Origin of the sequence: Streptomyces sp. NPDC006193 (genome assembly GCF_040613915.1) — a bacterium.
Taxonomy (GTDB): domain Bacteria; phylum Actinomycetota; class Actinomycetes; order Streptomycetales; family Streptomycetaceae; genus Streptomyces.
Genome location: NZ_JBEXTB010000017.1, coordinates 21,301 through 45,228 on the forward strand (window position 1 = coordinate 21,301; position 23,928 = coordinate 45,228).

At 74.8% G+C, this 23,928-nt stretch carries 19 protein-coding genes; 11 read left to right on the top strand and 8 right to left on the bottom strand.

Translation table 11 applies throughout. The features are described 5' to 3' along the window. Positions 1–1,445 precede the first annotated feature (1,445 nt). Positions 1,446–2,195: a hypothetical protein gene (locus ABZ261_RS17490; protein WP_356859985.1), complete on the top strand. Its 750-nt coding sequence runs from the start codon at positions 1,446–1,448 to the stop codon at positions 2,193–2,195. On the opposite strand, the gene ABZ261_RS17495 is transcribed toward ABZ261_RS17490, so the two are convergent. Next, positions 2,177–3,193 (bottom strand): acyl-CoA desaturase, encoded by a 1,017-nt coding sequence (locus ABZ261_RS17495; protein WP_356859987.1) that lies wholly within the window; start codon positions 3,191–3,193, stop codon positions 2,177–2,179. The genes ABZ261_RS17490 and ABZ261_RS17495 overlap by 19 nt on opposite strands. A gap of 240 nt (positions 3,194–3,433) precedes the next feature. Between ABZ261_RS17495 and ABZ261_RS17500 the strand changes: the two genes are divergently transcribed. Together ABZ261_RS17500 and ABZ261_RS17505 are read left to right on the top strand one after the other, a co-directional pair. Then, the gene (locus ABZ261_RS17500; protein ID WP_356859989.1) at positions 3,434–5,602 is read left to right on the top strand and encodes an acetoacetate decarboxylase family protein; all 2,169 of its coding nucleotides are present in this window, start codon (positions 3,434–3,436) and stop codon (positions 5,600–5,602) included. A 38-nt stretch (positions 5,603–5,640) separates the two neighbouring features. Beyond that, positions 5,641–5,901, top strand: a complete 261-nt coding sequence (locus ABZ261_RS17505; RefSeq protein ID WP_356859991.1) for a hypothetical protein — start codon at positions 5,641–5,643, stop codon at positions 5,899–5,901. A gap of 96 nt (positions 5,902–5,997) precedes the next feature. Here ABZ261_RS17505 and ABZ261_RS17510 read toward each other — a convergent pair whose 3' ends face one another. Next, positions 5,998–7,617 (bottom strand): peroxidase family protein, encoded by a 1,620-nt coding sequence (locus ABZ261_RS17510; RefSeq protein WP_356859993.1) that lies wholly within the window; start codon positions 7,615–7,617, stop codon positions 5,998–6,000. A 74-nt stretch (positions 7,618–7,691) separates the two neighbouring features. Continuing rightward, positions 7,692–8,975, bottom strand: coding sequence for a cytochrome P450 (locus ABZ261_RS17515; RefSeq protein ID WP_356859995.1), 1,284 nt, complete (start codon positions 8,973–8,975; stop codon positions 7,692–7,694). An 860-nt stretch (positions 8,976–9,835) separates the two neighbouring features. Here ABZ261_RS17515 and ABZ261_RS17520 point away from each other — a divergent pair. Both ABZ261_RS17520 and ABZ261_RS17525 read left to right on the top strand, forming a co-directional pair. Further along, the gene (locus ABZ261_RS17520; RefSeq protein ID WP_356859997.1) at positions 9,836–11,092 is read left to right on the top strand and encodes a beta-ketoacyl-[acyl-carrier-protein] synthase family protein; all 1,257 of its coding nucleotides are present in this window, start codon (positions 9,836–9,838) and stop codon (positions 11,090–11,092) included. A gap of 27 nt (positions 11,093–11,119) precedes the next feature. Next, on the top strand, positions 11,120–11,269 hold the full coding sequence (locus ABZ261_RS17525; RefSeq protein WP_356859999.1) for a hypothetical protein: 150 nt from the start codon (positions 11,120–11,122) through the stop codon (positions 11,267–11,269). Positions 11,270–11,826: 557 nt separating this feature from the next. Here ABZ261_RS17525 and murJ read toward each other — a convergent pair. Both murJ and ABZ261_RS17535 read right to left on the bottom strand, forming a co-directional pair. After that, on the bottom strand, positions 11,827–13,509 hold the full coding sequence (gene murJ, locus ABZ261_RS17530; RefSeq protein WP_356860001.1) for a murein biosynthesis integral membrane protein MurJ: 1,683 nt from the start codon (positions 13,507–13,509) through the stop codon (positions 11,827–11,829). 405 nt (positions 13,510–13,914) lie between these two features. Next, positions 13,915–14,526 (bottom strand): ATP-binding protein, encoded by a 612-nt coding sequence (locus tag ABZ261_RS17535; protein WP_356860003.1) that lies wholly within the window; start codon positions 14,524–14,526, stop codon positions 13,915–13,917. A gap of 398 nt (positions 14,527–14,924) precedes the next feature. Here ABZ261_RS17535 and ABZ261_RS17540 point away from each other — a divergent pair, with 398 nt between their 5' ends. Both ABZ261_RS17540 and ABZ261_RS17545 read left to right on the top strand, forming a co-directional pair. Next, entirely contained in the window at positions 14,925–15,800 is an 876-nt protein-coding gene (locus ABZ261_RS17540; RefSeq protein ID WP_356860005.1) for a helix-turn-helix transcriptional regulator, read from the top strand. Between the two features lie 62 nt (positions 15,801–15,862). After that, positions 15,863–16,678, top strand: coding sequence for an SAM-dependent methyltransferase (locus ABZ261_RS17545; RefSeq protein WP_356860007.1), 816 nt, complete (start codon positions 15,863–15,865; stop codon positions 16,676–16,678). Positions 16,679–17,046: 368 nt separating this feature from the next. Here the strand turns inward: ABZ261_RS17545 and ABZ261_RS17550 are convergent, their stop codons facing one another. Together ABZ261_RS17550 and ABZ261_RS17555 are read right to left on the bottom strand one after the other, a co-directional pair. Further along, entirely contained in the window at positions 17,047–18,126 is a 1,080-nt protein-coding gene (locus tag ABZ261_RS17550) for a glycerophosphodiester phosphodiesterase family protein (RefSeq protein ID WP_356860009.1), read from the bottom strand. 85 nt (positions 18,127–18,211) lie between these two features. After that, entirely contained in the window at positions 18,212–18,970 is a 759-nt protein-coding gene (locus tag ABZ261_RS17555) for an NPP1 family protein (RefSeq protein WP_356860011.1), read from the bottom strand. A 620-nt stretch (positions 18,971–19,590) separates the two neighbouring features. On the opposite strand from ABZ261_RS17555, the gene ABZ261_RS17560 reads away from it, so the two are divergent. Genes ABZ261_RS17560 through ABZ261_RS17570 form a run of 3 tightly spaced genes read left to right on the top strand, consistent with a single transcriptional unit; the run spans position 19,591 to position 21,280 of the window. Continuing rightward, the gene (locus ABZ261_RS17560) at positions 19,591–20,277 is read left to right on the top strand and encodes a hypothetical protein (protein WP_356860013.1); all 687 of its coding nucleotides are present in this window, start codon (positions 19,591–19,593) and stop codon (positions 20,275–20,277) included. Further along, positions 20,274–20,552 carry a BON domain-containing protein gene (locus ABZ261_RS17565; RefSeq protein WP_356860015.1) on the top strand — a complete coding sequence of 93 codons (279 nt, stop codon included), beginning with the start codon at positions 20,274–20,276 and terminating at the stop codon, positions 20,550–20,552. The genes ABZ261_RS17560 and ABZ261_RS17565 overlap by 4 nt, the downstream gene beginning before the upstream one ends. Continuing rightward, on the top strand, positions 20,549–21,280 hold the full coding sequence (locus ABZ261_RS17570; protein ID WP_356860017.1) for a metallophosphoesterase: 732 nt from the start codon (positions 20,549–20,551) through the stop codon (positions 21,278–21,280). The genes ABZ261_RS17565 and ABZ261_RS17570 overlap by 4 nt, the downstream gene beginning before the upstream one ends. A gap of 203 nt (positions 21,281–21,483) precedes the next feature. Here ABZ261_RS17570 and ABZ261_RS17575 read toward each other — a convergent pair whose 3' ends face one another. After that, positions 21,484–22,473 (bottom strand): aldo/keto reductase, encoded by a 990-nt coding sequence (locus tag ABZ261_RS17575; protein WP_356860019.1) that lies wholly within the window; start codon positions 22,471–22,473, stop codon positions 21,484–21,486. 636 nt (positions 22,474–23,109) lie between these two features. Here ABZ261_RS17575 and ABZ261_RS17580 point away from each other — a divergent pair. Further along, positions 23,110–23,928, top strand: an 819-nt coding sequence (locus tag ABZ261_RS17580) for a hypothetical protein (RefSeq protein WP_356860021.1), incomplete at its 3' end; no start/stop codon positions are given.

The following is a 23,928-nucleotide window of genomic DNA, read 5'->3' on the forward strand; positions in this document are numbered from 1 at the left end:
GCCCGGGGTCCCGTTCCCGCCGCCCCCGCCCCTGCCGCCGCCCGGCGCGACGGCGCCCGTACCCGGCGTGGCCGCACCGGGCGCGGCAGCGGGGACGGTCGCCGGAGCGGGAGCCGCAGGTCCGGGCACCGCCGCCGCCCCCGGTGCGGCGGCAGGCACAGCCGCCGGAACGGGCGCGGCGGCGGGAGCTGCCGCGGCAGGCGCGGGTGCGGGTGCAGGGGGCGCGGCGGCCGGGGCGGGTGCCGTCGCGGGTGCGGGAGCCGGGGTGGGTGCGGCGGCAGGGGCAGCAGTGGCCGCGGGGGCGGCGGCCGGTGGGGGCGCGGCGGCCGGTGTCGGCGCGGGGGCCGGAGATGCGGCGGCAGGTGCGGGTGCGGTCGCGGGTGCCGGTGGAGCGGCGGGAGCTGCTGCGGCAGGCGCGGCGGCCGGGGCGGGCGCAGCCGCGGGTGCGGCAGCCGGGGTCGGGACGGCGGCAGGTGGGGGTGTGGCAACCGCGGGTGTGGGTGCGGGTGCAGGGGGCGCGGCGGGTGCCGTCGCGGGTGCGGCAGCCGGGGTGGGTGCCGCGGCCGGAGCGGCTGTGGGTGCCGCGGCCGGAGCCGGCGCGGGGGCCGGAGGTGCTGCGGCGGGCGTGGCAGCGGGAGCAGGGGGTGCGGCAGCCGGTGCCGGTGCAGCCGCGGGTGCGGCAGCCGGGGCAGGAGCGGCGTCCGGCGCGGTGGCCGGTGGGGGTGCGGCAACCGGCGGCGCGGCGGCCGGAGGCGCAGCCGCCACCGGTGGAGCAGCCGCAGGAGGCACCGGTGGAGGAGCAGCCGTGGCCGCCACCGGTGGAGCAGCAGCCGCAGGTGCCGCGGCCGGCGCAGGAACCGCACCCGGCACCGGCACTGACACAGGCTCAGGCGCCGGTACTACCAACCAGGGCCAGGCCACCGGAGGCGGAGCGACCGGCGCAGCCACAGGAGGCGGAGCCACCGAAGGCGGAGCGAACGGCGGAGCCACAGGAGGGGAAGCCACCGGAGGCGGAGCCACCGGCGGTCGGTCGACAGGGGGCGGAGGGACCGGCGGACCGTCGACCGGCGGTCGATCCACCGAAGGCCAGGCCACCGGAGGCCAGGCCACCGGAGGCCAGTCCACCGGCGCCCCCGCGACCGAGCCGGGGCGGCCCCCGGGCACGAGGGCCCGCACCCCGCCCGAGCGGCCCCGCGCCCCGTCCATCCTGGCCCGTTTCGTACGGCCCGGCGGTGGCCCGACCGGACTCGGCCTGCTCGTCGTGCTGTTCCTCATGCTGATCCCCGCCGCCCTGGCCGCCGCCCTCCTGGGTTCCCGGCGCGGCGGCTCGTGACCGGTCCACCCACCGGCCCGGTCACTCCCTGACCCGATCCGCCCCCCGCCCCCCGTCAACCGTCAACCGCCGACCGCCGACCGCCGCAGCACACCGACAGGAGACCGCGCCGATGATCGAGACCTTCGCCGTCGTGCTGGGGATCGCCCTGGTCACCGCGGGCATCGTGGTGATCCGGCACCGCTACTGGCCGCCCGCCCCCGACGAGGAACCCCGCGAGGACGTCGCCGAGTACGTCTCCATGATGGTCGGCGTGCTGTACGCCCTGGTGCTGGGCCTGTCCATGGTGTCCGTGTGGGAGACGCGGTCCGGCGCCGAGGGCCATGTGCAGGCTGAGGCGAGCGCCGCCCACCAGATCCGTCTGCTGTCCGCGGGTCTCCCCGCCGTACAGGGCGAGCAGACCCGCGGGGCCGTCGAGGCGTATGTGCACCACGTCGTGTCCGCCGAGTGGCCCGCCATGGCGGCGGGTGAGCAGCCGGGCCGGCGGGGCTGGGACCTGCTGAACGACCTCCGGGCGGCGGGCCAGGCGCCCGTCGACGCGACCCCCGTCCAGCAGGCGACACTGCAGGAGACCCTGGCCCAGCTCAGCGCCCTGGACGACGCCCGGCGCGGCAGGGAGGCCGACGTGGACGACGGCCTGTCACCGGTGCTCTGGTTCGGGCTGATCACCGGCGGTGTGCTCACCGTGGCGTTCATGTTCATGTTCGGGGTGCGGCGGAGCTTCACCCATGTGGTGATGGTGATGGGCCTGGCCGGGCTCATCACCTTCACCGTGCTGCTGGTCTACCAGCTGAACGAGCCCTTCGACGGCATGTTCGCCGTCGACTCCACCCCCTTCACCCGCTACTTCCCGGGCGCCTGAGCCCCCCGCGCTCCGTCCCGTCCGCGCGGCGTCCGCTGCCGCGCCGCCTCCGCGTTCAGCCGGGCCGCGATCCGCCGCTCGTCCGGCCAGCGCACGTCGTACGCCCAGCCCCAGCGCTCCAGCCGGGCGATCAGCCACGCCGTGAGGTCCGGCTGGCCGTCGAGGCCGCCGTGCCGGGCACTGTTGGGGTCCGCGTGGTGGAGGTTGTGCCAGCCCTCGCCGAACGTCAGCAGCGCCACCCAGCGCACGTCCCGGGACTGGTCGCGGGTGCGGTAGTGCCGGGAACCGAAGGCGTGGGCGACGGAGTTGACCGACCAGGTGACGTGGTGGACGACGGCGTACCGGACGAGGCCCGCCCAGAAGAACGTCACCAGCGCGGACCGCCAGTCCTGGGTGACCGCCAGCACCAGCGCGGGCGGCGCGCCCAGGGAGACGGCGACGGTCGCCGGGTACCAGCGGTCCAGGCGCCGCACGTCCGGGTCCGCGAGCAGGTCGGGGGCGTAGCGCGGGTAGTGGGAGCGGACCGGGGAGGAGGAGAACCAGCCGACCTGGGCGTGCCAGAGCCCCTTGAGCAGCGCCCACCGGGTGGTGCCGTACTTCCACGGCGAGTGCGGGTCGCCCTCCCGGTCCGCGTACTGGTGGTGGCGCCGGTGCTCGGCCACCCACATGGTCACCGGGCCCTCCATGGCGAGGCCGCCCGCGACGCCCAGCGCGATCCGCAGCGGTCGTTTCGCCTTGAACGACAGATGGGTGAAGTGCCGGTGGTAGCCGGCGGTGATGCCCATGATGGCCAGCGCGTACATCCCGGCGCCGAGGACCGCGTCGTACCAGCGCGGCCCCCAGCCGCCCGCCAGGGCCACCGGCAGCGCCAGCGCGAGGACCGCCAGCGGCCCCACCACGAGGGTGAGCAGATAGCCGGTGCGCAGCGGCCGGCCGACCGGGACCGTGTCGGGCAGCGGGGACGTGAGGCCCTCCGGGCCTGCGGCGGACGCGGTCACGACGCGCCCTCCGCCAGATGGGGGAGCGGTGCCGTCCGGGAAGTGCAGGGGGTCATGTGCGGCGATTATGCGGCAGCCCGGTGCGGTCGCGGCCCAGGCTCGGCGGGCGGCGCGGGACCCGCGGGCTCCCTCTACCTGGATGGATGAAGGTGCGGGCCCGGTCGCCCTGGCCGACCATGGGGGCGGGACCGCACCGCCGGTGCGGCCCCGCCCCCATGTCGTCGAGCGAGGGAGCGTCGGATGCGAGCGGACGGCACCGCACCCGGACGGCCCGCGCCGGACGGCCAGGACGCCAGGGAACTGCTGCGCCGGTGCGCGCGGGACGTGGTGGACGTCGCAGAAGGCATCCGTGCGGTGTCCGCGCGCACCAGCGCCACGCTGTTCGCCCCGGCCCTGACCGCCTCCGCGCGCCGCCGTCCCCGCACCGGAGTGGCCGCCCGCTGGGCGCTGCTGAGGGCGCTGACCAGCAGGCAGGGCCTGGGCGGCTCGGCCATCGTGGCGCCCAGGGGCGTGGGCCACCTGCTCGGCGCGGCGGGGGAGGTGCTGGGCCGGGAGAGCCTGGCCGCGCTGGTGGCCGTCAGCTCGCTGCGGCTGCGGATCGCCGCCGTGCTCGTCGACCACCCGGAGTTCCAGCGCGATCCGGGCATGCGCCGCCTCACCGAGGCCGTCGCCGCGGACCGGGACCTGGAGGCCGTACGGGCCCTGCGCGCGCTCTTCCGCGACCAGGGGGCCCAGCGCGCGCTGTCCGGGCTGGCCCCGCTGATGGCCGAACTCCTCGCCATCCGCGCCCTGCTGGACGAGGACCCGAAGAACGACGAGACCGGCTGGGCGCTGGCCACCGGCCGGGAGCTGTCCGCCGACCCGCTGCACGGCGTCAGCGCCGCCCGGCTCGCGGGCCTGGACAAGGGCGAGGGGGCCGCCGAGGCCGTCGAACTGACCGACCAGGAGAAGCAGGTCGTCGCCACGGAGGGCTCCTTCCTGGGCTTCCTGCGCAACATCGAGGCGCTGTCCACCGACGGGCGGATCCTGGTGCAGAACGTGCGCGGCCCGGACGGCGTCGTCCGGTACGTCGTCCAGGCGCCCGGCATGGCGCCCGGCCGCCCCCGCAACGACTCCCCGCAGGACTTCGTCGGGGCCTGGCGCAACCTGTTCATGACGGACTCGCCGTACACCCGGTCGATGCTGCTCGCCCTGGCGGACTACGGCATCCCGCGCGGCGCCGACCTCGCGTTGATCGGGCACAGCGAGGGCGGCATCGCGGTGATGAACCTCGCGCAGGACGAGGAGTTCTGCCGCACCTACCGGGTGACGCACGTCGTCGCCGTCGGCTCCCCGATCGACGGCAAGAAGCCCGCCGACCCGCGCACCTGGGTCGCCAGCATCACCAACCAGCACGACATCGTGCCCGTCCTCGACGGCCGCGGCGCGGGCTCCGCGTTCGACCCGCACCCCCACTGGTACGAGGTCGACTACATCGGACCCACCCACGAGTTCCCGCTGTGCCACATGCTCCACGAGTACATCGAGCACCTGCGAACCGTCGTCCCGGAGGCCCGCGAGCACGTCGACGAAGCCCTCGCCCCGTACCGGGGGCCCGTCGTGCGCACCCAGGCCTACCAGCTCAAGGACCGCGCCAACCCGCCCGAGGGCTACCCCTTCCTCACCCTGCCCACCGCCTCCGTGCCGACCACGGCCGGCCCGGTCGACATGCCCGTGCGCTACTACGACTCCTCCGCCGCCCACCTGTGCTTCCCCGTCGACGCGGGCACGGCCCGCAGCCTGCTGCCCGGCGTCACCTGGATGACCCCGAGCCGGCTGGGCGGCCGGGCCATGGCGGTGCTGTCGCTGTACGAGCACCGCTGCACCACGATCGGCCCGTACACCGAGGCCGTCCTGTCCGTCCTGGTGGACGACCTGTGGCGGCCCCGCCCGTACGACGTCGCACGGGACCTGCTGCGCCGCGTCGACCTGCGCCGCACCGGCCGCTACGTCCTCTCCCTCGCCGTCACCAGCGAGGAGGCCAGGGTCGTCGCCCGGGAGGTCTGGGGCCAGCCCGCGCTACGGATGACCGTCGAGGCCGACCTGATGGGCCGGGAGGTCAGCGCGCGCTCCCCGGACCTGGGCCTCACCGTCGACGGCCGCCCCGGCCCGGGCGTGCGCTGCCCGGAGGCCGACTGGATCCTGTACGGCCGCCGGGGCGAGAGCACGGTCCGCACCCTGGTCAGGGCCCACGGCCGGCTGCGGCTGCACCGGGGCGGCGGCGTCCGGCTGCGGCTGGACACCGCGGCGGCCGAGCCGTTCGCCGGACAGGTGCGCCGGCTGGGCATCGACGCGGCCCGGCCCCTGTTCGTCCTGACCTGCCCCCAGTTCATGCTCCACCGCAGCTCCGGCGCCGTCCTGCCGCGCTGACGCCCGCCCCCGCACCCCGAGCGAACCGGGAGCACATCATGGTCACCGAGTCCCCCCGCGCCACGGCGTCCGACGCCGGCCTCCTCGCGCGCGCCGGCACGCTGCGGTCGGACGCCGAGCTGATGGAGGAGTACGCCCGGCGGCTGCGCGCCACCGCCGCCGCGCTGGACGGCTGCCAGGCGGCGCCGGAGTGGAGCCGCCCCACCCTGGAGCGGCAGGCCGTCGCCTGCTCCACGGCGGCGCAGCACCTGCGCACCGCCGCCGAGGCGTTGCTCGCGCACGCCCGAGCCGGGCACTGACCCCGGTCGGGCACTGACCCCGGTCGGGCACTGACCCCCGGCTCGGCGGGCCGCGGCCCGCACGTACGCCGGGCCGGGGCCAGCCGGGCCGGGGACTCAGCGGGCCGCGGCCCGGACGTCCGCCGCGCTCCTGCCGAGCGACACGAAGTAACGGCCCGTGTCCTCCGGCAGGTTGCGGTGCACCAGGTCGGAGAAGCTGCGCGTCTCCCGGATGATCCGCATGCCCTCGGGGGAGAAGGTGGCGGGCGTGAACAGACGGGGCGCGAGCAGCGGGTTGTTCAGCGCCTCCGAGAACGCGTCCACGGAGATGATCCGTTCGAGCAGCCGCCCGAAGATCGCACCGGGCTCCGGCTCCTCCGCGAACAGCCCGACGTACAGGTCGATCGCGTCGACGTCGCCGTACATGTCCAGCAGCGCCTCCTGGACCCGCGGGTCGCCGGAGATCTGCCGCGGGTCGGTGACCCTCGGGAAGCCGTAGTGGACGCGGTAGTCGTTGTACGAGGCCAGTCGCAGCTCCCGCCCGACCGCGACGCTGTGCGTCTCCAGGGGCAGCAGCAGCGCGTCGGTGTTGAACAGGCCCACCTGGCCGGCCGGCTGCCGTGACAGGTCCTCGAACAGCGGGCCGAGCCCCCGCTCCAGCAGGATTTGCCCGTTGGCGACGGTCTGCGCGAGCGGCACCTCCCGGCCGCCGATGGCGTACGTGGACGGGATGAGGGTGTGCCAGCGGTAGACGAGGCTGAACTCGATCGTCGCCCAGTTCTCCCGGTGCCACACCCCGCGGTCCGTGCGGACGGGGTCCAGGACGAACGGGAAGTGGTACGGCGTGATGTGGTTGATGTACTCCTCCAGCATCACCCGGATCATCATCACGATCAGCGTGTTGCGGGTGGTCTGGAACACCCGCTCGTCGTCCCAGTCCGGGTGCGCGGCGGCCAGGACGTCCGCGACCCGGTTGTGCTCGCGCAGGAACAGGACGTTCATCGCCATCGGCCCGATGTGGGCGTGCACCCGTTCCCCGCCGCACGCGAACAGCGTGTCCACGTACTGCGCGGGCACCTCGTCGAACCGGACCGGTCGGATCGCGCGGAACTCGTCGCTGATCCTTCCTCCCGCGCACAGGGCGGGCGGGAACTCGGCCCCGTCGATGATCCTGCTCTTCATCCGGCCGCCCTCGAAGGTGCGCAGGCACGCCGTCACCTCCTCCCGGTCGCCGTAGAGCTGGCACATGTCCAGGGTGTGCGGGGAGTCTGTGCGCCGCGGGTCGCCGGTCGCGGCGTGGCCGCGCAGGAAGCCGTCGGTGAACCACTGCGCGAACGCCGGCAGCAGCGCCGTGGACCGGGGGCAGCGGCGGCCCCCGCCCTCGCGGCGGAACAGCTCGGCGACCCTCTCCGGCGCGGGCAGGCCCTGCCGAGGCTCGGCCGCCGGCGGCAGGTGCCGGCCCACCCACGAGCGGTCGGTGAGCGTGTCCCAGGAGGTGTACGGGGCCTTGGTGCTCAGCGGGTTGGGGCGCGGCGGCGCCTTCAGCACGGCCTGGTCGATGAGTCTGGCGTTGAGCGTGCGGTGCAGCCGCCTGCTGCGCCGGACCGCCTGCCACACGGGGCCGTAATGGGTGAGCAGATGCGTCTCGAAGCGGTTGCGCAGGCCGTCCCGGGACCTGTCCCTGGCCCCGGTCCACGGCACGGTACGGGCCTGCGGTGAGCGGGACGTGACGGTCATGGGTCCTCCGGTCGGTCGGGGGCGGGTCCGGGTGGCCGATCGCGGCGCCGGCCGGCGCCCGGCGGCGCCTGGGGTCAGGGGGCGGTCACGGGGGTGCGGCCGGAGCGCACCGGGTAGTGCTGCGGGAACGGGGTGCCCGCGTAGTCCAGGGCGCGTTCCCCGCCGGGCAGCGGGCGGACGCCGGGGCGCAGCAGCACACGCCGCACCAGCTCGGGCACGATGACCCGCGCCGCGTGCTTGCCGAGGCAGTCGTGGGCGCCGTAGCCGAGGACGAGGTCGTGCGCGGGCGGGCGTCCGGGCCGGAACTCCGCGGGCGCGTCCAGCACCTCCTCGTCGAACATCGCCGACGCGAGGCAGGCCAGCACCACGCTTCCGGCCGGGATCACCGTCTGCCGAGGGGTGCCCGCGGCCAGCACGTGCCCGCGCACGCACAGCCGGGGCGTGACCGGCACGAACGGGTGGAACCGCAGCGCCTCCCACACGTAGGCGTCGAAGCGGGCCGGGTCCTCCTCGCCCGCCGCGCGCTCCGCCTCGGCCAGCACCTCGGGGCGCACCGCGAGTTCCTTGACCGCGGTGGCCGTGCACTGGGTGGCGTTCTGCTGGTAACCCGTGAGGTAGCCGACCAGGTTGGCGTTGACCCGCTCGTCGTCGAAGCCGTACTCGGCCGGCAGCGGGGTGCGCAGCATCCGGCCGAGGACGTCGTCGTGGCCGTCACCGGGCGGCGCGGCGCGGCGCCGGGCGATCAGGGCGGCCACCCGGTCGTGCAGTTCACGGCCGGCGGCGACGCCCGCCGCGTGGATCTCGGGGTCGCGGCCGGGGTTGACGGCGAACGCCCACTGCATCCGGCGGGTGCAGGAGTGCAGCGTCTCCTCGTCGATGCCGGTGAAGCCCAGGTAGGCGACGGCGACCCGGGCGGCGGCCACCCGGGCGTAGTCCTGGACCAGGTCGAAGGTGCCGGTTCCCCGGCCGGTCGCCTCGTCCAGCACCTCGTCGGCGAGGCGCGCGGTCAGCTCCCGCACCCGGGGCGCGTCCTCGGCGGCGAGCATCACCTGCCCGTACCCGCGCTCCCGCCAGTGCACGTCGGCGCCGTCCCGGGCCAGGATGAAGGGCGCCCCGAGCACCTCCTCCAGGGCCGGTCCGAACACGCCCACGGTGAACGTCTCCGGCGCGGACAGCACCTCCAGGACGTCCGGGTGACGGGTGACGAACACGCCGACGGGCGTGCCGAACACCGGCCGGCGGGCGCGCAGCTCGGCGAACAGGGCCGCCCTGCCGGTCGCCATGGCCCGCTGCAGCAGGGCCACCCGCTGCGGGACGTCGTCCTCCGGGATCGCGTCGTACGCGGCGAGAAAGTCCATGACGGCCATTCAGCCACCGGCCCGGGGCACCCGCACGCCGGGCAGGCATTCGGGGCAGCACCGGCGTGCGGCGCCGCCGATGAAGATCCGGGCACGTACGGCGGAGAGGAGCGCCCGACACTGTCCGCGGGGGCCGGGGCCCTGGCGCCCGTCTTCGGCGGCACCGCCGTGAGAGCGGCGTCCACCGCCTGGCGCCGCCTCGCCGCCGACCACATCTCGTCTTCGACCCGGTGCTGCTCCTCGGCACCCTGCACCGGCTCGGCCTGCGCCCCGCCGTGCCCGCCACCGCCGGACTGCGGCGGGTGCCCCGGGCCGGGCCGGGCCCTCACAGCGCGAGCCGGACGAGACCGGAGTTCCACCGTCCGGGCGGGCGGGCGGTCGTGCGGGGCGCGGTGCGGAGGCTGACCGCCCTCAGGTGAACCAGCAGGCCGCGTGACCGTCCGGGAGCACCGGGGCACCGGCGCGCCGCCCCCGGCAGCCGCGCCGAGCAGCTCGCCGGCTGGGCCACCGCGCCGCTGCGCCGCACTGCGCCGCCCCCGTGTGCACGTACACGTCGGTGCCGCCCTCCGGCCGGCCGCCTCCGACCGGCCGCCGGCCGACATCGAGGCCGCGCTCGCCCGAGCCTGGACCACCGCTTCCACCGCGTCCACCGCCCTGACCGCCGCTTTTGGCACCGGCGACACCGACCCCGCCGCCCTTGACACCGGCGAACCCGCCACCGCCGCCCCCGGCGTCGACGGCTACCCCGCGGCCGTCACCCGGCCGGATTCGCGCATCCGGGTGGTCGTGTCCCGCTGTCCTGGGCCGATCGAGTTGCCGCGGCCCGGAGCCGTGTCGCCCGGCCCGGATAATCACGCCCCATGCAGCGCGTGAAAGCATCCGTACGCCGGGCCCCGGTCGCCGTCACCGGACTCGGACTGGTCACCCCGGCGGGCATCGGCAGAGACGCGGCCTGGGCGGGCCTGTGCGCCGGGCAGTCCACCGCCGCCCCCGACCCGGCGCTCGACGGACTGCCGGTGGCCTTCTCCTGCCGGGTGCCCGGCCTGGACGCGGCCGCTCTGCTCGGGCACCGGCTCGCCCGCCGGCTCGACCGGTTCACGACCTTCGCGCTGATCGCCGCCCGCGAAGCCGTCGCCGACGCCCGGCTCGCCCCGGGCGGCTGGGACGGGGCGGACGGAGTCCGGGTCGGCGTGGTCATGGGGGTCGGCACCGGTTCCATGCAGGGCTGGCAGGCCGAGTTCGACCGGCTCGCCGGCCACACCCCCGACCGCGTCTCGCCGCTCGCCCTGCCGCGCAGCGTGCCCAACATGGCCGCCGCCGAAATCGCCCTGGACCTCGGCGCACGCGGCCCCAACATGGTGGTCAGCACCGCCTGCGCCTCCGGCACCAGCGCCATCGGGCTGGCCCGGGACTGGCTGCTGTCCGGCCGCTGCGACCTGGTCCTGGCCGGTGGCAGCGAGTCCGCCCGGCTGCGCATGACGGCCGCCTGCTTCGCGCAGATGCGCGCCCTGTCCCGCCGCTCCGCCGCCCCGCACGCCGCGTCCCGCCCGTTCGACCGGGACCGGGACGGTTTCGTCCTCGGCGAGGGCGCCGCCGTCCTCGTCCTGGAACGCACCGAGGACGCCCGCGCCCGCGGCGTACGGCCCGAGGCGCTGCTCGCCGGCTTCGGGGCCTCCTGCGACGCCCACCACTTCACCGCCCCGCGCCCCGACGGCGAGGGCGCCGCCCAGGCCCTGCGCGGGGCCCTCGCGGACGCCGGCCTGGCCCCCGAGGACATCGACCACGTCAACGCGCACGGCACCGCCACCCCGCAGGGCGACGCCGCCGAGCACAACGCGCTGCACCGGGTGTTCCACCGGCCGCCTCCCGTCACCGCGGTCAAGGGCACCATCGGGCACGCCATCGGCGGCGCCGGGGCCATCGAGGCGGCCTGCACCGTGCTCACGCTGCGCCACCAGCTGATCCCGCCCACCGCCAACCTGGACACCCTCGACCCGGCGATGGACCTGGACGTCGTGGTCAAGACACCCCGCCGGCGCCGGATGCGAGCCGCCGTCAGCAACTCCTTCGGCTTCGGCGGCCAGAACGCGGTCCTCGCCTTCACCGCCGCCGACTGACCGCCGACCCGGCCGAGCAAGGCCGCGATGCCCTCCGAGTCGGCCCGACCCACCCCACGTGACGCGGGCGCCCGGTCCTGCCCCACCGGCGAGCAGCTGCTGATCGCCGTCCTCGCCGCCGTGCCGTTCCCGCCGTACCCCTGGCCCGGCGGCACGGGCTCAGCCCGGCGGACCTGATGCTCGCCGTCGCCTGCGACCCGGTCGGCGTCCGCATCACGGCCGGCTTCCACCGGCACGTCTCCACCGGCCCCTCGGCCGACGCCCGCCGCGCATAGCCCTCACACCGCCCGGGAGCCTCACCGTCCCGGGCGCTGTTCTCGTACGGCTACGGCCAAGTGGTGCCTCCTGGTCGTCCGCCGCACCCGCGGCCCGCTGTTCCTCACCGGCAGAAGGGCGCCGACTGGGACGGCGACGCCGGACGTGTGCGAGGAGACCGGCCGGGCCCGGCTCTCCTACCGGCGGGGCCGAGGAGATCTTCGATGAGAACACCCGGCTGCCGGCCAATCCGCTGGCCCCTCAACGACATCGAGGACGGTACGTCCCCCCCGATGCTGCTGGCCCGCCCTCGCCACGCTTCCGTCCGCTCCCTGGAGCGGTGCAGCCGCCCTCGCTTCGACGCGGTCGCCCGGCACGTCGCCGAGCGCGACCCCGCCGCACGTCGCCGGACATGACACCCATGCCGGCGGCTGATGCCCGGGCGTTCTCACCCGCCTCCTTCCGTCGTCTGCCTGGACTCAACGCATCCCGGGCAGGCGACGCAGCTCGTCGACTTTCAGCAACCGGCCAACAAGGAGATACGTCAGGGCTGTCGCGAGCACCCCGGCACCCAAGGCGACAGCCGTAGGCGACGTTCCATCTCCCAGCCCAGCGCACGCACGCGCCGCGGCCCAGCCCAGCCCAGCAGCCGGGCACGCGGCGCACAGCAGCTTCACGTAGGTGCGGCGCAGACCTCCGTCGTCGATGCGCCCCCCGAGCCTCCGGCGCAGCAGATGCGCGGTAAGTGCGAGACCGGCCACATAGGAGAGGGTGTAGGCGCCGGCCATGCCGACGACCGCCCAGCGGGCGGGCAGGGCCACATGGCAGGCCGTGGCCAGGACGATGTTCACGCCCGCGTTCCAAGCTGCCATGAAGAACGGGGTGCGGGTGTCCTCGAAGGCGTAGAAGCCGCGCAGCAGCAGGTACTGGGCAGAGAACGGGATGAGGCCGAGCCCGAACGCCTGCAGCATGTGGCCCAGTGGGCGGGCTGAGGCGGCATCCGCTGCTCCGTGGGCGAACAGCAGCGAAGAGATCTGGGGCCCCAGGGCGAGGAAGAGGAAGGCGGCGGGCACGATGACCACGCCGCTGATCCGCAGCGCCCGGGACAGGTCCGCGCGCAGGTCCGGGATGCGGCCCTCGGCGACGGCCCGGCTCATGCGCGGCAGCAGCGCCGTCACCAAGGACACCGTCACGATCGACTGCGGCAGCATCCAGATCGTCTGCGCGTAGGTATAGGCGGAGTAGCCTGCGCCGGCCTGCGGCAGCTCCTGGTCGGCGGCGTTGGCGTAGTTCGTGACCACCGTCAGGGAGACCTGGTTGGCCAGGACGAACAGCAGCGTCCACTTCGCTGCGTGCACGCTCTTGCCCAGGCCGGTGCCCCGCCAGTCGAAGCGCGGCCGGAACCGGAAACCGGCCGCCCTGGCGAACGGGATGAGCGCCAGGGCCTGGACGGCGATACCCGCGGTCGTCCCGATCCCCAGCAGCCGCACCTGGGCGGCGGTGATGTCCTCCACCTGGTCGGGCACCGTCATCAGCCCCAGGTAGGCGACGAACATGCCGACCAGCACGACGTTGTTCAGCACGGGAGTCCACATCATCGCGCCGAACTTCTCACGCGCGTTCAGCACCTGCCCGTAGATGCCGAACAGGCCATAGAAGAAGATCTGCGGCAGCAGGAACCGCGCGAACGTCACCGTCAGCTCGAACGCCTTGTGGCCGTCCGGGGTGTCCCGCATGTACAGGCTCACGATCTGCGGCGCTGCCCATACCGCCAGCGCCGTCCCCACTCCCAACACGCACACGACGAGCGTGACCAGCCGCTGCTCGTAGGCCCGCCCGCCATCGGGCTCCGTGGCCCGGGCCCGCACCAGCTGCGGCACCAGCACAGCATTGAGCGCGCCGCCGATCAGCAGCGTGTACAAGCTCGTCGGCACGGTGTTCGCTGTGTTGTACGTACTGGCCAGCAGGCCCGTTCCCAGAGCCGCGGCCTGCAGCACCTGACGGATCAGCCCCGTCGCCCGCGACACCACCGTGCCGACAGCCATCAGCAAAGACGAACGAGCCAGCCCGCCTTCGTCCTTCACCCGCCGGGCGGCATGCCGCCCCCTTGTCCGCTGTCCCTGCGGCATGGTCTGCGCCGCGGAGTTCGTCCCCTCCACCATGCCGTCAACCTATGCCCCGACATCCCGCGCCCCCAATTCGCGCGCCGGCTCCAGGCGGCTTTTGTGGGACTCCCTGTCCGTACCTGCCAGGTCGCCCGCTGCGGCAGGAGATCCACGAGGGCTTCCAGGTGTGGGAGAACTGGAACCGTGCGAACAAGGACCTCGGCTACGGCAAGGACGTGCCACGGGAGTTGGCCGGTCCGGGACTTCCGGTGCGGGGAGTTGCGCGGGCGGCGGTTCAGCCGGCCGGTTTCGACGAGCCGGGCCTGGGGTGGGTGCGGGTCCAGGACGGGTCGGCGGACGGGGCGGGGGAGGGGACGGCGGTCGGGGCGGGGGCGGTGTGGTGCATGGCGGTCCTTCGGACGGGTGTGGGGGACGGTCCGGGAGACAGGGGGCGGGCGGGGGTCAGCCGTGGCCGGACGGCAGTTCCGCCCAGACCACGCGGGCGGACCGGCCGGGCACCGGTCTCACCCCCCAGTCGAGGCTCAGCGCCTCGACCAGGAACAGGCCGCGGCCGTTGCGGTCGTCGGGGCCGGCGCGGCGGGCGGCCGGCAGCGTGGGGCCCCCGGCCTGGTCCTCGACCTCGATCCGCACCCGGCCGCCGGCGCCGTGCAGCCGGCAGCCGATCCGTTCGCCCGCCGCGTGCACGAGCGCGTTCGTGACCAGTTCGGAGACCACCAGGAGCACGTCGTCCCGGACGCCGTCCGGAACGCCCCAGTCCGTCAGCAGGCCGCGGACCGTCCGGCGGGCGGCGCCCACGGCCGAGGGCAGCGCCGGAACCTCGAAGGCGGCGGTGCGGTGGTCCGGCGCCGGCCGGGCGGGGGCAGCGGTGCCGGGGGGCACGGCCCCGCTCGCGAGCCGGGCGAGGCCGTCGGGGCCAGGGAGCCGTCCGGCCCGCTCGCCTCCGGCCGGCGCGGGGTCCCCGGCGGGGACCGGCGGCCGGTGCGGACGCTGCCCGCCGTCCGGGATCCGGCAGAAGCCGGCCACGGCGTCCGCCGCCTCCTGCGGGAGCGGCACCGCGGACAGCGGTGACAACGCCTGCGCGCGCGGAAGACGGTCCGGTCTCCCGTCGTGGTGCGGTCGTGGCGGGGAGGGCGGAGCCATCGCCGTGCGCCTTTCGTCCGGCCTTGCGTGCGGGGGGTGTTCGGTGTCCGGCCGGCCGCTCGTGCGGCGAACGAAACGCACCGCCTCCCGGACAACCGTGGCACGGCCCGTCTCCCCGAGCCGGGCGCGCCGCCTGCTCCTCGGGTCTGCCGGAGCAGTGCGTCCACTCTGGCACTCGCCGACAACGCTTCGCAACCGGCAGATTGAAATGTGCAAGTGGCGAAGTGCATGCTGCTTCCGTCGGAACGTGATCGAATGGGTGGGGCGAGCGATCGCGTGCGAGGCGACCGGAGACGGACGAGGGGGTGGACGTGACCGCGGAGACCGACTGGGGCGGCGCCCCTTCCGTGCTGCGCATGATCCTCGGCCGCCAACTGGAGGAACTGCGCACCCGGGCGGGCCTCGGCTACGCCGAGGCGGGAGCGGCGATCGGGGTCAGCCACTCCACGATCCGCCGCATGGAGGCCGCCAAGGTGGCCCGGCTGCGCCTGGCGGACGCCGAGAAGCTGCTGCGGGTCTACGGCGTCACCGACCAGCAGGAGATCGACACGTTCCTGCAGTCCGTGCGCGAGGCCAACAAGCGCGGCTGGTGGCACACCTACCGCGATGTCATGCCCGACTGGTTCGCCGCCTACCTCAGCCTGGAGCAGGCGGCCCTGCAGATCCGCGCCTACGAGAACCAGTTCGTGCACGGCCTGCTGCAGACCGAGGACTACGCGCGCGCCCTGCTCACCGCGGCCAACCCGCACGCCCCGGCGGAGGCCACCGAACGCCGGGTCGCCCTGCGCATGCGCCGTCAGGAACTGCTGGCCAGACCGGCGCCGCCGCGGCTGTGGGTGGTGATGGACGAGACCGTGCTGCGCTGGCCGGTCGGCGGCCCCGAGGTGATGCGCGCGCAGATCGACCACCTCATCGAGGTCAACCGGCTTCCCCAGGTCACCGTGCAGCTCATGCCGTTCGCCAACGGACCGCATCCCGCCCTGCGGGCCGGCGCCTTCCACCTCTTCCGGTTCCGGGCCCCCGAACTGCCCGACATCGCCTACCTCAGCGGCCTCGTCGGGGCCGTGTACCTCGACGGACAGAAGGACGTCGTGGTCTACCGCGAGGCCCTGGACCGGCTGAGCGCCCAGGCCGCGCCCGCGAGAAGGACCGAGAGCCTGCTCAGTGCACTGCGCAAGGAGCTGTGACCCGCACGCTGCGACGCAAGCCCCCCGCCCCCGCAGACCCCGACCGAATGGGAGACACGGCGTTGCCCGACAACGGATGGCCGGCCGCCCGGATCGACACCGAGAACGCCCACTCCGCCCGCATCTACGACTACATACTCGGCGGCAAGGACTACTACCCCGCCGACAAGGAGGCGGGTGACGCGATGTCCCGGGAGTGGCCCGCCCTTCCGGTGCACATGCGCGCCAACCGCGACTTCATGAACCGCGCCGTGCGCTGGCTCGCCGAGGAGGCGGGCATGCGCCAGTTCCTGGACGTCGGCACGGGCATCCCGACCTCCCCCAACCTGCACGAGATCGCCCAGGCCGTGGCCCCCGAGTCACGGGTCGTCTACGTGGACAACGACCCGATCGTCCTCACCCTCTCCCAGGGCCTGCTCGCGAGCGCCCCCGAGGGCCGCACCTCCTACATCGAGGCGGACTTCCGCGACCCGGCGGCCATCCTGGAGGCCCCGGAACTGCGCGAGACCCTGGACCTGAGCCGGCCCGTGGCGCTCACCGTCATCGCCATCGTCCACTTCATGCTCGACGAGGACGACGCGGTCGGTGTCGTGCGCCGGCTGCTGGAGCCGCTGCCGTCCGGCAGCCACCTGGCGATGTCCATCGGCACCGCCGAGTTCGCGCCCGAGGAGGTGGGGCGCGTCGCGCGCGAGTACGCGGCGCGCAACATGCCGATGCGGCTGCGCACCCTGGACGAGGCGCACGCGTTCTTCGAGGGCCTGGAGCTGGTCGAGCCCGGCATCGTCCAGGTGCACAAGTGGCATCCCGACGGCAACGGTGAGCAGGGCGTCCGCGACGAGGACATCGCGATGTACGGCGCGGTCGCCCGCAAGCCGTGACAGACCCGGGGCCGGGGTCCGACCCACCTCCCGGACCCCGGCCCCGCCCCGTCCGCACGACGGGAACGGAGGCCGGCCGGCCCCTGCCGTGAGCCCTGGTACGCCACCCGCGCCACCCGGCCCGTGCAGGCGCCGCCGCGCGCCGTCCACCGGGTCCCCCGACCCCGAGGCGGTCGCGGCCCGGCGGGTCCCGGCCGGCACGAGCGCCCGCGTCCACGCCTTCGACGCCCGCGAGGGCGGCGCGTCCCGGACGCGAGTCTCCGCGAGGACACCGCGGCACCGTGCGGCCCTGCACGACCTCGCCCGGCTGACCGAGGGGCGTCGGCCCGCCGGCCCTGGGCGACCTCACGGGCCGGCGGTCCCACGCCCTATCGGCCGCGGCCGTGCGGGCGGTACGGCCGGGGCAGCGGCATGCCGCGGGCGGCCATGATCCGCCGTACCCGGTCGGGGTGGTCGGTGATGACACCGTCGACGCCCAGGTCCATCAGGGCCGCCACGGTCGCCGGGTCGTCGCAGGTCCACGGGACCACCTTGAGCCCGCGGGCGTGCGCCTGCGCCACCATCGCCGCGTCGGAGTAGAAACGGAAGCCCGGATCGCCGACCTTGCCGGTCTGCGGGAAGCCGTAGTTGGGGGAGAGGGCCGTCACTCCGGGGACCGTCGCGGCCGCCCGGACGAAGTCCCCGCCGTAGTCGTCCGCGTCGATGCCGCCCAGCCACGGGGACGCGCCGGGCCGGCCGACCTGCAGGAAGTCGTAGTTCGTCAGCGCCACCAGCGGCCACCGCGGGGCCAGCCGGTGCATCGCCCTGAGCGCGCCCCAGTCGAACGACTGGACGGTGACCTGCCGTTCGATGCCGGAACGGTGGATCTCCTCGTACACCCGGCGCACGAACACCTCGCGTGGCGCGGTCTGTTCGGGGGCGCCGGCCTCCACCTTGGTCTCGATGTTCAGTTTCACCCCGCGGGCGTGGTAGTCCTTCACCAGGTCCAGGACGTCCTCGAGCTCCGCCATGCGGGCACCCCGGGCGACCTCCTGCTCGGGGAAGCCGGGCAACTGCCGGTAGCCGCAGTCCAGCGTTCTGATCTGGGCCAGCGTCAGATCCTTCACGTAGGCGCCCACGTAGGGGTACAGCGGGTCGCCGGGCGCGGCCGGGCCGGTGTCGCGGCATTTGACACCGCTGATCCGCCGGTCGTGGGTGACGACGACCTTCAGGTCCCGGGTCACCTGGGTGTCCAGCTCCAGCGTGGACACCCCGAGCCGCAGCGCCTTGCCGAAGCCCGCCAGGGACTCCTCGGTGGTCATGCCGAGGCCGCCGCGATGCGCCTGGAGGTCGAAGCGGGCCCGCGCGGGGCCGCCCGGCGCCGCCTGCGCGGCCACGGGGGACAGCAGCACCGGCATCAGGGCCAGGCCGGCGAGCACGCGCCGGAGCGGCCGCGGTCGTACGGGCATCGGAACCTCGCTCGGGGTCGGGGCGGGCGCGCGGCGCCCGCCGCCGGGCGTCCGGCGTCAGGCGCCCGCCGTCGGGCGTCGGGCGTCAGGCGTCGGGGTCGAAGGAGATCCCCGACGGCATGGAGTGCGCCAGGGCGTAAGCGAAGTCGCGGTCCTCGATCTTGATCGTGGCCGACCCGAAATCCGCGCTCAGCAGCTTCTCGCGGAACCCGGCGGGATACCCGTTCCAGCCCACGAGCCGCGGGTAGAACCAGCCGCCCGTGGCGTTCTCCGGCGGCTCGTCCTTGGCGCCGGCGAAGCGGAAGCAGTGCGTGGAGATGCCGTCCTTGTGGTAGACGACCTTCGGGTGCGTGCCGTCGAAACGCACCGAGGAACGGGCCGCCACCTGGTAGCCGCTGTGCTGGGACACCGAGACGTACTGCACCGCGTCGTCCCGGATCCACACCACCACGTGCTCCCAGTCGTGGGTGTGCCCGATGGCCGCGGGGCCGAGGGTCGCCTGGTCCTTCTCGAAGTAGCTGGCGTACATCACCGCGCACCAGCCGTTGTTGCACTTCTCGCGCGCGTAGGTGTTGGCGTCGGCGAGCTGGGCGTAGTCGTGGCAGTGTCCGTTGACGTCACCGCCGAGCCGCAGCCCGGGGTTGATCGTGCCGTCGCTGCCGATCGCGGCCGTGGCGTAACAGCCGTCGCCGTCGTAGTCGTAGGCGGGGGAGAAGGTCTGTTCCAGGCCGTCGGCGTTCTGCGGCAGTTGGTGCAGGACGCTCGCGCCGGCGGTGCCGGGAGCGGTGACGACCAGGGCGAGGGCGCCGAGGGCGGCGGCGAGCGCGGAGGTCAAGTGACGCACGGGGACTCCCTGTTGTCGGGGCGCCGCAGATTCTCGCAACGCGCCGGCGTGAGGGTCCACCCTTGTGACTGAACTTCCCCGCAAGGGGAGTTGAACGGTCGGCGCCGCCACGGAAGCCCGAGCCGCAGGGCCGCCCGTGTGCCGGCGGGGATCCTGATCCGCCCGGGCCGTGCCGCCGCGCAGGGGGGCCACGCCCCGGTCGGGCTCTCCACCGGGTCCCGGCCCGGTTCACCCGCGCCGGGCCGCGTCACCGCCGGCGGGACGGTGCGGGCGGACCCGGCGGAGGCTCCCGGCAGTCAGCGGGCATGCCCGTGGTGTCGGGCATGCCGTGGTGCCGGGCGTGCCGGTGGTGTCGGGCCGGCGGTCACGGGCGGCGCCGCCGTGCGGGTGGGGTGCGGCCGTCCCGGTGCGGCGGCGCCCGGTGCGCGTGGCGCCGCCGGTCGCGTTGCCGGGTCCGCGCGGCTCGGCCGGGGGAGCGGCGGCGGCGCACGGCCCCGGCGCAGGCTGCGCCCGATCCGCTCCGCGGTGCGCCGTGTCGGTGCGGGTCCGCCGGGTACCCGTACGACCCCCGGGGCCGAACAGGCCGCCCCGGGGTGTGAAGGTGTTGAAACGGAGAGGTCATGACGCACAACGGGGAGGAAACCGCCCCCGTCCGGCGGACGGAGGTCACCGGACTGCGCCTCGCCCCGGACGGAACGGACCAGCAGGGCTCGCCCGCTGTGGAGTCGCCGGATCTGCCGCACGACCGGAGCCAGGCGATCCTGGAGGCCGCCAAGCAGATCGGCGCCCTCCTCAAGCGCGCGGGGCATCCCTTCGCGCTGGCCGGCAGCGTGGCCGTGTACGCCCACGGCGGCAGCCGCTACCTGCAGCACGACGCGGACTTCTGCGTCCTGCCCGACGACGCCGACGTGGTGGCCGCCACCCTGCGCGAGGCCGGTCTCGAGGTCCGGACCCCGCCGGAGGACTGGCTGCTGAAGACCACCTGTCACGGGCAGAACGTCGACATCATCTTCGAACTGGCGCACCGGCCCGTCACGCCCGGCATGCTGGAGCGGGCCCATGTGCTGCCGGTCGACTCCGTCCTGATGCCCGTGCTGTCCCCGACGGACCTCATCCGCAGTCTGATCAGTGCCTTCTCGGAGCACTACTGCGACTTCGGGTCGGTCCTGCCGGTGGCCCGCGCCGTCCGCGAGAAGGTCGACTGGGACGAGGTCCGCGCGAGCTGCGGCGACCTGCCCATGGCGGCCGCGTTCCTCTTCCTGCTCGAACGGCTGAACGTGATCGACGCCCGGAAGGGGCAGCCATGACCGACGCAAGCCGGCCGCCCGCGCCGACGGCCGGGAACCTGGACTACCGCGTCGCCCACCTCGCCGAGCACCTGGCCTCCGGACCGCTCGGCGAGCTGGGTGTACGGCTGGAGATGCGCGGTGACGCCGTGCTGCTGACCGGCACCGTGCCGTCCACCCAGTGCCGGGACGAGATCCTGCACATGGCCCGTGAGGAACTGGCGGGGCACCCGGTCCACTGCGACCTGCTCGTCGCCGGGACCTCCTCGCCCGACCACGGAGAGGACCTGACATGATCCGCGTCGCGGCCGTCGGGGACATACACATGGGCCCCGAGAGCCAGGGCACGCTGCGCCCCTCGTTCGAGACGCTCCCCGAGTGCGCCGACGTCCTGCTGCTCGCCGGTGACCTGACCCGTCACGGCACCGTGGAGGAGGCAGCGGTCGTCGCCCGGGAGATCAAGGACCTGGGGGTGCCCGTCGTCGCCGTCCTCGGCAACCACGACCACCACGACGAGCGCCCGGAAGAGGTCAGCGCGATCCTCCGGGACGTGGGCGCGCACGTCCTGGAAGGGCAGGCCGCCGTCGTCACCGCCGACGGCGCCCGGATCGGCGTCGCCGGGACGAAGGGCTTCGGCGGCGGATTCGTCGGGCGCTGCGCCGGGGAGTTCGGCGAACCGCTCATGAAGGAGTTCGTCCGCTACACCCGCCGGTGCGCCGACGGTCTGCAGGCCTCCTTGAAGGACCTGGACGAGCAGGACTGCGACGTGCGGATCGCCCTCACCCACTTCTCGCCCGTGCCGGACACCCTGGCCGGGGAGCCGCTGGAGATCTACCCGTTCCTCGGCAGCTACCTGCTCGCGGAGGCCATCGACACCGGCGGCGCCGACCTCGCCGTGCACGGCCACGCCCACGCCGGCAGCGAGCACGGCATGACCAGCGGCGGCGTCCGCGTCCGCAACGTGGCCCAGCCGGTGATCGGGCAGGCGTTCCACGTGTACCACCTGCCCAGCCGGCGGGAGTGAGACCGGCACGCCGCCCGTCGGGGCGGCTAGCCCGGCGCCCTCCGGCCCGCGACGTCGCCGTCCCGGGCCGTCGGCGTCACCGGCGCCGGTGACGCCGACGGCGCACCGGCGGTCCGCGCCGGCCGGGCGGCGCCGTGGAGCGCCCCGGCCGCCGGGCAGCCCGCCGGCGGGGCGGAGCGTGTCCGCCGTCCGCCGTGCGGAGGTCAGCGGTTCACCGTGCGCATGCCCGCCTCGTCGTACCGCTCGCCCGCCGGCTGCGGCAGCTCGGCGTCGATGCGGGCCAGGTCCTCCGCGGTCAGCTCGAGGCCGACCGCGGCGGCGTTCTGCTCCAGGTAGGTGCGGCGCTTGGTGCCCGGGATCGGCACCAGGTCCTCGCCCTGGGCCAGCACCCACGCGATGGCCAGCTGGGCCGGGGTGACGTCCTTCTCGGCGGCGATCTCCTTCACCTTCGCCGCCAGCCGCAGATTGGCCTCCAGGTTCGCGTCCGTGAACCGCGGGTTGGAGCGGCGGAAGTCGTTCTCGTCGAGCTCGTCGGGGGAGGAGAAGCGGCCCGCGAGGAAGCCGCGGCCGAGAGGCGAGTACGGCACGAAGCCGATGCCCAGCTCCCGGCAGGCCGGCAGCACCTCAGCCTCCACGTCCCGCGTCCACAGCGAGTACTCGCTCTGCACCGCGGTGATCGGATGCACGGCGTGGGCCCGCCGGATGGTCTCCGCGCTCGCCTCGCTCAGCCCGATGCCCCGCACCTTGCCCTCGGCGACCAGCTCGCCCAGCGCGCCGACCGTCTCCTCGATGGGCACGTTCGGGTCGACCCGGTGCTGGTAGTACAGGTCGATGTGGTCGGTGCCGAGACGCTGCAGCGAGCCGTGCACCGAACTGCGCACGTGCTCCGCGGAGCCGTCCTGCCGGCCCACCGTGCTCATGTCGCCCGGCACGGCGTCGTCCATCCGGTAGTTGAACTTCGTCGCGATCACGTACTCGTCGCGGTGCCCACGGATCGCCTCGCCGACGAGCGACTCGTTCGTGAGAGGGCCGTACATCTGGGCGGTGTCGAGGAAGTCGATGCCGAGGTCGAGGGCACGGCGGATGGTCGCGATGCCCTCTTCCCGGTCGGCGGAGCCGTAGAAGGCGGACATGCCCATGCATCCGAGCCCGATGGCCGATACCTGGAGTTCCCGCAGCCTGCGCTTCTGCATGGGGGGTCCTTTCCTGCACACTCGATCGTCGTTCGGTACGGCACGCGGCCCTCCCTCCATTCAGCGACGGATCGAGGCTTCCGGCATCCCGTGCGGGGGAGCCGGGTGGGTGGGGGAGGGGGCCGCGTGCGCACCGGTTCGTCGGCGACGCTACGAGGTGGAGAGCACTCGAAGTCAAGGCGTGCTCGGCCCGGCCGCCGGGCGCGGCCGTCCCGCCGGCCGGACCGGCCGTCCCGGACGGCTGCCGGAGGCTCGGCCGGCCGTAGCACGGCCCCGCGGCTCGATCGGAGCCCGTGTCGGAGGACGGAACCAGCGGGGTGCGGGTTGCCTGCGATTCCCCCCGGTCCCGCGGTGCACGCCTGTGGGTCTTCCCACACCGGCGCGCCTCCCCGGCGGATCTTGACGCCGCCCGCCCGGCTCGCTGAACTGTCCCCGGCCCGCCCTCGCGCGGCGACCCGCAGGGACGGGCGGGTCGGCCGGAGGGGATCCGTACATCTATACGATGACGTCCGACAGCGTCCGGAACGGACGGATGGCGGACAAAAGCGCCTCCGCGGTCGTATCGCCGTGAGCGAGGTGAAGGGGACGAGACGATGCGCATGACGGGGGAACCCGAGCGACGGGCTGCCGTGTCCCATGACGACTGAAGGGCACGGCGGGCGGGCGCGTCCGCGGCTCGAACGGCTCGCCCGGTGCGCCGGGCGCACGCTGCGGGGCGAGTGGCACGCCATCGTGGCCGACCCGGTGCGGCGGCTCGCGCGGCGCGGACTGTCCGGGCTGCTGCTGGCGTTCGTCGCCGCGTTCGGCGTCATCTTCTTCCACGACATCGCCCAGCACCCCACCGGAGCGCTGTGGGTGGAACGGCTCGGCGGCGTCAGGGCCGAGCTGCCGCTGTGGCTGTCCCTGCTGCGCACTCCCGTGTCGCTGTACGTCCCGGCGCTCGACCTGCCGGTGTGGGCGGGCATCACCCAGCTGTTCCTCGCCTTCGCCCTCGCCGAACTGACGCTGGGCCGGAGGCGGACGCTGGTGGTCGCCTACGCCACCACCCTGGCGGGCACCCTCAGCGCCCGGCTGATGATCGCGCTGGGGCCCGGCTGGTGGGGCTTCGGACTCCCGCCCGAGGCCGGACAGGTCCTCGACACCGGGCCCTCCGCGGCCGTCGTGGGCCTGTTCACCTACATCTCGGTGATCCGGCGCGCTCCGGTCGTGTTCACGCTGACCGGCGGCTCGATGGTGTGGGAGTCCATCGCCGTGCCCAACCTCGCCGGACGCGAGCACCTGATCGCGGTGGGCGCCGCGATCGTGCTCGCACTCCTGCACGGCCGCGGCGAGCGGGTGCGCGCAGCGGTACGGTCCCTGCTGCCGACGCGGCCCACCGGGCCCACGCCGGAACAGCCCCCGCCCCCGTCCGCCCCGACCGCCTGCGCCGGCGCGATCACCCCGGCGGATCGCGCG

Excerpts from the sequence above, each read along its gene's own strand:
- ABZ261_RS17515 (WP_356859995.1), bottom strand. The coding sequence starts at position 8,975 with ATGGACTTTCTCGCCGCGTACGACGCGATCCCGGAGGACGACGTCCCG.
- ABZ261_RS17505 (WP_356859991.1), top strand. The coding sequence starts at position 5,641 with ATGGTCACCGAGTCCCCCCGCGCCACGGCGTCCGACGCCGGCCTCCTC.
- ABZ261_RS17575 (WP_356860019.1), bottom strand. The coding sequence starts at position 22,473 with ATGCAGAAGCGCAGGCTGCGGGAACTCCAGGTATCGGCCATCGGGCTC.
- ABZ261_RS17550 (WP_356860009.1), bottom strand. The coding sequence starts at position 18,126 with ATGCCCGTACGACCGCGGCCGCTCCGGCGCGTGCTCGCCGGCCTGGCC.
- ABZ261_RS17520 (WP_356859997.1), top strand. The coding sequence starts at position 9,836 with ATGCAGCGCGTGAAAGCATCCGTACGCCGGGCCCCGGTCGCCGTCACC.
- ABZ261_RS17510 (WP_356859993.1), bottom strand. The coding sequence starts at position 7,617 with ATGACCGTCACGTCCCGCTCACCGCAGGCCCGTACCGTGCCGTGGACC.
- ABZ261_RS17570 (WP_356860017.1), top strand. The coding sequence starts at position 20,549 with ATGATCCGCGTCGCGGCCGTCGGGGACATACACATGGGCCCCGAGAGC.
- ABZ261_RS17565 (WP_356860015.1), top strand. The coding sequence starts at position 20,274 with ATGACCGACGCAAGCCGGCCGCCCGCGCCGACGGCCGGGAACCTGGAC.
- ABZ261_RS17560 (WP_356860013.1), top strand. The coding sequence starts at position 19,591 with ATGACGCACAACGGGGAGGAAACCGCCCCCGTCCGGCGGACGGAGGTC.
- ABZ261_RS17490 (WP_356859985.1), top strand. The coding sequence starts at position 1,446 with ATGATCGAGACCTTCGCCGTCGTGCTGGGGATCGCCCTGGTCACCGCG.
- murJ (WP_356860001.1), bottom strand. The coding sequence starts at position 13,509 with ATGGTGGAGGGGACGAACTCCGCGGCGCAGACCATGCCGCAGGGACAG.
- ABZ261_RS17500 (WP_356859989.1), top strand. The coding sequence starts at position 3,434 with ATGCGAGCGGACGGCACCGCACCCGGACGGCCCGCGCCGGACGGCCAG.
- ABZ261_RS17525 (WP_356859999.1), top strand. The coding sequence starts at position 11,120 with ATGCCCTCCGAGTCGGCCCGACCCACCCCACGTGACGCGGGCGCCCGG.